This is a genomic window from Arthrobacter sp. H14, from assembly GCF_000520495.1.
Lineage (GTDB): Bacteria > Actinomycetota > Actinomycetes > Actinomycetales > Micrococcaceae > Arthrobacter_C.
The window spans coordinates 2,004-6,447 of sequence record NZ_KI914657.1 but is presented as its reverse complement, the minus strand read 5'-3'; the positions used below and the strand labels follow the sequence as shown (position 1 = coordinate 6,447).

General features: G+C 60.9%; 5 protein-coding genes. All 5 read right to left on the bottom strand.

What is annotated here, in order from left to right; genetic code table 11:
• On the bottom strand, nucleotides 1-620 hold a 620-nt coding region (locus tag Y707_RS25705), incomplete at its 3' end, for a thiamine pyrophosphate-binding protein (protein ID WP_253905160.1).
• On the bottom strand, nucleotides 617-1,504 hold the full coding sequence (locus tag Y707_RS25700) for an ABC transporter ATP-binding protein (protein WP_173401460.1): 888 nt from the start codon (nucleotides 1,502-1,504) through the stop codon (nucleotides 617-619). The genes Y707_RS25705 and Y707_RS25700, both read right to left, overlap by 4 nt.
• A complete protein-coding gene (locus Y707_RS0112770) occupies nucleotides 1,494-2,267 on the bottom strand; it encodes an ABC transporter permease (protein ID WP_026535390.1) in 774 nt (257 codons plus the stop codon). Before Y707_RS0112770 ends, Y707_RS25700 begins: the two co-directional genes overlap by 11 nt.
• Complete coding sequence (locus Y707_RS0112765; protein WP_051441955.1) at nucleotides 2,264-3,109, bottom strand: ABC transporter permease; 846 nt, start codon at nucleotides 3,107-3,109, stop codon at nucleotides 2,264-2,266. Before Y707_RS0112765 ends, Y707_RS0112770 begins: the two co-directional genes overlap by 4 nt.
• Nucleotides 3,106-4,095, bottom strand: coding sequence for an ABC transporter substrate-binding protein (locus Y707_RS0112760; RefSeq protein WP_026535388.1), 990 nt, complete (start codon nucleotides 4,093-4,095; stop codon nucleotides 3,106-3,108). Before Y707_RS0112760 ends, Y707_RS0112765 begins: the two co-directional genes overlap by 4 nt.
• Nucleotides 4,096-4,444 lie beyond the last annotated feature (349 nt).

Below are 4,444 nucleotides of genomic sequence, written 5' to 3'. Positions count from 1 at the left end.
CCGGCCATAATGGCGGGCCGTTTGGCGGTATTCAACGCCTCGGCGACGAGCTGTATTTCCTCCGGCACGGATGGCGCCGAAAGACTGACGCGGGAGGCCGCGGCAGTGGCGTCCGGTTCGGCAGGTTCAGTCCAATCGCTCATCGGCACGATGACGAGCACCGGACCCGCGCCTTGTTCGGCAACCATCGAAGCCCGCGCGACGGCGGAGGGGACGTCCGCGGCGCGGACCGGAGTGATGACCTCCAGCGGATATTCTCCTGCGAGTCCCTCAAGCTTTCCGGTCAGGAACGGTTCGAGGGCGAGGTGCCTGCGGTCCTGCTGCCCCACGACCACCACCAGCGGAGCGTGGTTGACTCGGGCTGTGGCGATGCCGCCGACGGCGTTACCGAGTCCCGCCGTCGTGTGGACGAGGGCGAAGGCCGGCCGGGCGTTGGCGATCGCATAGCCGGTGGCTATGCCGAGCACCGATCCTTCATGCAGCGCCAGTACAAAATGGAAATCGTCCGGCAGGTGGGCAAGGAACGGAACTTCCGTTGAACCCGGATTGGAGAAGATGGTGGTCAAGCCGCGCTGGCGCATTACATCGAGAGTCGCCTCCCGCACTGTCTGCGTGCTCAAGGTGCCTCCTTGCCCGCGGCGTCCCGGGCCGGCTCAGCGTCTGGTGCCGGTTCCGTATCTGCCCCGGAGCCGCGCTTGGCGATCTGGATCTGTTCGTACACGTGGCCGCGCAGTTCGGTGAAACGCGGTGCGGAGCGCGTGGTGAGCTGATCCCTTTCGGCCGGCAGATCGATCGGGATGTCTTCCTGGATCACCGTAGGCGAACTCGACAGGATGATCACCCGCTCGCCCAGATAAACGGATTCGTCGATGTCGTGCGTGACGAAGAGAATCGTGACACCCAAGGTCTTCCAGACGTGGCGGATCAGGTCCTCAAGGTCCGCCCGGGTCTGGGCGTCGACGGCGGCAAAGGGCTCATCCATCAGCAGCACCTTGGGCTGATACGCCACCGCACGCGCAATCGCCACCCGCTGCTGCATTCCGCCGGACAGTTGCCAGGGGTAGCTGCCGGGTACGTGGTCCAGATCCACGGCTTCCAAAGCCTCGTGGACGAGCTTGTTCCGTTCCGCCTTTGGCATTTTCGCGTTCTTGAGGGGAAGCTCCACATTGTCCCGCACGCTCATCCACGGAAACAGGCTGCGCCCATACTCCTGGAAGACGACAGCCATGTCTTTCGGCGGGCTGGTGACAGGCTGACCGGAGAGGATCACTTCTCCCGAGGTAGGCGCCATTAGCCCGGCAATGCACTTGAGCAGCGTCGTCTTTCCGCTCCCGGAGGGCCCAACCAGGCAGGCCAACTCCCCGGGATGCAGATCGAAGGTCAGGTTCCTGACCGCCTCAATTTCACCGGCGTCGACCTGGTAAATTTTCTGCACACCTCGGACGGAGAGCAGCGGTTCTCCCCGTTTTTCAGCCGCGGTGTGCGGAGCTGTCTTAGCCAGCATTCTCAACCTCTCTGAGTCCGTGGTACCACGCTAATATTCTGCGCTCAGTCCACTGGAAGATAAATGACAAGATAATGCCGATCATTCCGAGCACCACTATGCCGCTCCACATCTCAGGGATGGCGAAGGAGCGTTGGAACTGAACGATGGTGAATCCCAGACCGGACGACGAGGCGAACATTTCCGAAATTACCATCAGGATCAAGGCAATGGACAGGCACTGCCGGATTCCAGCCATGATCTGCGGTCCCGCGCTGGGAAGCACCAGGTGCCGGATGCGGGCAAAGCCGCCGATACCGTAGGTCCTTGCAGTGTCGTCCAGCACCGAATCCACGGCGCGCACACCCTCGATCGTATTGAGCAGGACCGGCCAGATGGCGCCGGAGACGATGACTGCCACCTTCATGGTGTCGTTGATGCCGACGAGCAGCATCAGTACGGGTACCAGCACCGGCGGCGGGATAGCCCGGAAAAATTCCAGGGTGGGTTCGGTCAGCGCCCGCAACCACCGGACGGACCCGATCAACACCCCGAGACCGATACCGAGCACTATGGCCAGCAACACTCCGAACACGAGGTTGGTCAGGCTGGGCACGACATCTTCGAAGAAGCGGTCCCCGAACCACACCTCAACAAAGGTCAGGGACAATTCTCCGGGTTTCGGAACGAAGAAGCTGGTTGATCCGATGGTCGTAACCCACCAGAAGAGGATGAGCAGTATCGGCAGGGCGAGGAGGTAGGCGGTGCGCGTGGCGAGTCTCATACGATCGCCTCCCCACGGATTGAACTGTGCCAGGCCAGGAACTTACGTTCGATCAGCCGCATGCCGAAGTTGATCACGACACCGATCATTCCGGTGGCAAGAACCAGCGCATACATTGGCGCAATAGCGGCACCGGACTGGGCCAGCGCAATCTGGTGTCCGAGTCCCGGATTGCCAATGATCAGTTCGGCCGTGATGGCCAGGATCAGAGCCACGGCGGCAGCCAGCCGGACGCCGGTCATGATGTAGGGCAACGCGGTAGGCCAAACAACGTACCGCACGCGGGCGAGTCTTCCGAGTCCGTAGCTCTTGGCGGTGTCATTGGCGACGGTATCGACATCGGCAACTCCATAGAGAACCTGGATAAGGACTTGCCAGAACGATGCGTAAATCACCAGGAGCAATGCAGATCCCCGATCGACGCCGAACAGCAGTACGGCCAACGGAATCAGCGCCACTGAGGGGATGGGGCGGAGGAATTCGATGGTCGAATGTGTTGCTTTGCGGAGGAAATTACTGGAACCAATGGTCAACCCCAGAACCAGGGCCGCCACGGTGGCGATAGCCAGTCCCAGTCCCCAGCTGATCAATGTTTGCATTACGGCCACCCAGAATGCGGTGAGTCCGAGATTCTGGACGAACACAATCAAGACTTCGCTGGCGGGGGGAAGAAACTCCGGATTCACGATTCCGATCCGGGGGATCGCCTCCCAGACCAGCAGGAATCCGATGATTCCCGCCAGTCCGAGAAGCGGTCGGGTCGAGGTCTTCCGGGTCCGGCGTTTCCGGCCTTTGCGGGTCAATGGCCCGCCATTTCCGGAGGAAGCTACTACAGCCGTCACGGCAGGATGTCATCCAGGTTTGGCTCTACGGACAACGTTCCGTACTTGGCGGCTGCCTCGCCCAGCAGTCCGGTTGCCTCCCGGTTGAATTCGGCCCGGTAGGTGGGAAGAACCATCTCGGCCCGGAGTTCCTCGCTGATTTCGGTGTACGTTCCAACGATGTCGCGGACTTCCTGCGGGTTCTCCTGTGCGTATTCAAGCGACTTCGTCATCGCCGCGCGGAACTTCTCAACCAATTCAGGATCGTTCTCAATCTTGTCGCCGCTGGTGAAGTAGCCGGCGATATCCAGATTGGGATGGGTGTCATAGAAGTTGTAGGAGACCACGCGGGCGCCATCTTCAAGTGAGGAGGACAGGAACGGTTCCAGAATCCAGGCCGCATCCACCTGGCCGTTGGCCAGCGCAGCGGGCGCGTCCGGGAATCCGACCTCGACGAAGTCGATTTTCGACGGGTCGCCGCCATCCTGCTCCACTACATAACTGATGGTGGTGTCACCAATATTGGCCAGGTTGTTGACGGAAACTGTGGCGCCTTCAAGGTCGGCTGGCGACTGGATCGGAGAGTCTTCCGGTATGACGACGGCGCTGAACCCGTCGTCGTCCGTGCTGGCGCTGGAGGCACCGTTGGTGACGAATTTTAGGTCCAGCCCCTGATCCGTGGCGACCATGACCGAAACAATATTGCCGAAGGCGAAGTCGAAGTCGCCGCTGACCACGCCGGGAACTGCCGCAGCGCCGCCGGAGGTGGTCTGCAGTTCGAGGTCGAGTCCTTCTTCTTCGAAGAACCCTTTCTCCTCGCCCAGCCAGATGGGTGCGGTGTCAACAATGGGGATCACGCCAACGCTGATCGGTGTCAGATCTCCGCCGCCCTCTCCGCCGGCACCCCCGTCATCGGATCCTCCGCCGCCGCTGGGGGAGCCGCTGCCGCAGGCGCTGACGGCTAGAACGGAAGCCGCGGCCAAGGCGATCGGAAGTTTGCGCTTCATCTCTGATCCTTTACTTGGTCGGCCGGCAAGGATGGCATCCGGGCCGCCCGAAGAGTTCGTATGATGAACGAATGTTCTTGATAAAAACTATGATGGTAATCACAGCTAGTCAAGCGTGTAGATCGTATTGTTGCACGTTCGCAATGCAGGGAACTGCCGACGCGGCCGGGGAATGAGAGAGCGTGAGCAACACAGTGACTGGTCACCGGATACTCAGCTCCGGGACCTTTTTGGTGGTCGGACTGCTCTTGGTGGCGGCCAACTTGCGCGCAACTATTACCAGTGTCGGTCCATTGTTGGATCAGGTTGCCGCTGATACCGGGTTGTCTACGGCGGCTCTGGGACTATT

Coding starts and splice junctions, on each gene's coding strand:
- Y707_RS25700 (WP_173401460.1), bottom strand. CDS start 1,504: ATGCTGGCTAAGACAGCTCCGCACACCGCGGCTGAAAAACGGGGAGAA.
- Y707_RS0112770 (WP_026535390.1), bottom strand. CDS start 2,267: ATGAGACTCGCCACGCGCACCGCCTACCTCCTCGCCCTGCCGATACTG.
- Y707_RS0112760 (WP_026535388.1), bottom strand. CDS start 4,095: ATGAAGCGCAAACTTCCGATCGCCTTGGCCGCGGCTTCCGTTCTAGCC.